Raw genomic sequence first — 1487 nt, 5'->3', positions numbered from 1 at the left:
ATTTTGTATGTCTTCTTTTTTACTCATACAGCAAATTTACAAAAAAAATATTTCAAAAAATCTCGCTCGAAAATATTTGCCAACGGTTTTGGCTAGGCTTTGTGCGGGCTTGAAAATCGACAAGATTTTCGAACACGGACTAAGCCGAAGCTTTTTGTTTGGTTTTGTTTCTTTGGTTTCACAAAGCCAAATCAACAAGATTTGGCGACTTAGTAAATATACACAAAACTTTGAAGTTAGAACTAAACCCGCATGAAGTTTAGCCGGTGTTGTAGGTAGTTTTATTTCGATATTTTTTGAATTTCAATTATATTTTTTTCGAATTTTAATAAATCAGTAGAACATTTTTTGCAAGTAATTGAATTTGAGTAAAAAAATGATTCATAATCATTTCTGTTTGTCTCGTTTGTATGATTACAATTTTCACAAATAAAATTTAGATTTTCAGAGAGTATTTTAAAAAGTTCATCGTTTTGAGATGTTTCAGTTACTTTATTTTCTTCTGTAAATAAAACATAGCCAATGAGTCTTTTAAATTGTTTAAGAATTCTTAATGAATTGTTTTCAGTATCATTTTTTTTTATAAAACTAAAAGCTATTTCATCAATTATTGATGCTGAATAGAAGAGTAAATGAGGGACAGTTAAGTAGTAATTTTTCAATTGTTCAATAATGTCATTTTTTCTAGAAAAAATAAAATTTAAATTTTGTTCAGTTGTTTTATAATGTGAGTCGTCTGTTACAATATGTAGAGCTTTGTTAGAAATACCATTAATTCCATTAACAAAAGTTTTATCATATCTTAATTCGTATATGAAATCTTTCGAATAGAAAAAATTCATTTTTAATTTAGATGTAGCTTTTTCGATGGTCTCTTTTATAATTTCTACATTTTTATACTTAAAACTAGGGTCATAATTTTTAGGTTCTCCAATATGAAAGAATTTATAAATGAAATCTGTCCTATCTACAAGCAATTGTTCTAATAATAATAGTTCATCTGTAAATGGTTTTCTGAGAAGAGCGTACGCAACAGTAGATTTACATTTTTTTGCACAATTTAAAGATTCAAATATGAAATTAACAAAGTCAGAACTGATAGATAATAAAATGTGTTTTGTTAAGATGTTTTCAAGTTCATTATTTAATCCATTCTCTTTTAAATAATCTAAAATGTGTATCTCATCATTTTCTAATTGTTCAATATTTTGAATATTTTTATCAAATGAAATTTTAGTTTCAAGTAAAGATTTGTAATTTTTTTTAGTAAATATTTCAGTTATTTGATCGTATATAATAGCGCATATATTATTTATTTTATGATATTCTTTCGGAAGAACTTCATCAGTTTCATTTTCTATAAATAGTAGTTGCTTCATTATTAATTACCTACAACGGTTTTGTATAAAAATCAGTTTGGGAGAAAGGGGCATAGCCTTTTCGAGCGTACTGATTTGACATAGTTTAAAAGTACAGAACTTAGGGAA

2 protein-coding genes are annotated in these 1487 nt (G+C 26.0%); one reads left to right on the top strand and one right to left on the bottom strand.

Going from position 1 to position 1487, the window contains the following annotated elements; all coding sequences use genetic code 11:
- Nucleotides 1-256, top strand: a 256-nt coding sequence (locus GGR97_RS15275) for a hypothetical protein (RefSeq protein WP_209272399.1), incomplete at its 5' end; no start/stop codon positions are given.
- A 25-nt stretch (nt 257-281) separates the two neighbouring features.
- Here GGR97_RS15275 and GGR97_RS15180 read toward each other — a convergent pair.
- Nucleotides 282-1379 (bottom strand): hypothetical protein, encoded by a 1098-nt coding sequence (locus GGR97_RS15180; RefSeq protein ID WP_167899376.1) that lies wholly within the window; start codon nt 1377-1379, stop codon nt 282-284.
- Nucleotides 1380-1487 lie beyond the last annotated feature (108 nt).

The organism is Wenyingzhuangia aestuarii (genome assembly GCF_011927765.1).
Taxonomy (GTDB): domain Bacteria; phylum Bacteroidota; class Bacteroidia; order Flavobacteriales; family Flavobacteriaceae; genus Wenyingzhuangia; species Wenyingzhuangia aestuarii.
Note: the sequence above shows the minus strand (reverse complement) of the source record. Positions and strands in the feature narration are given on the sequence as shown.

Coding starts and splice junctions, on each gene's coding strand:
- GGR97_RS15180 (WP_167899376.1), bottom strand. CDS start 1,379: ATGAAGCAACTACTATTTATAGAAAATGAAACTGATGAAGTTCTTCCG.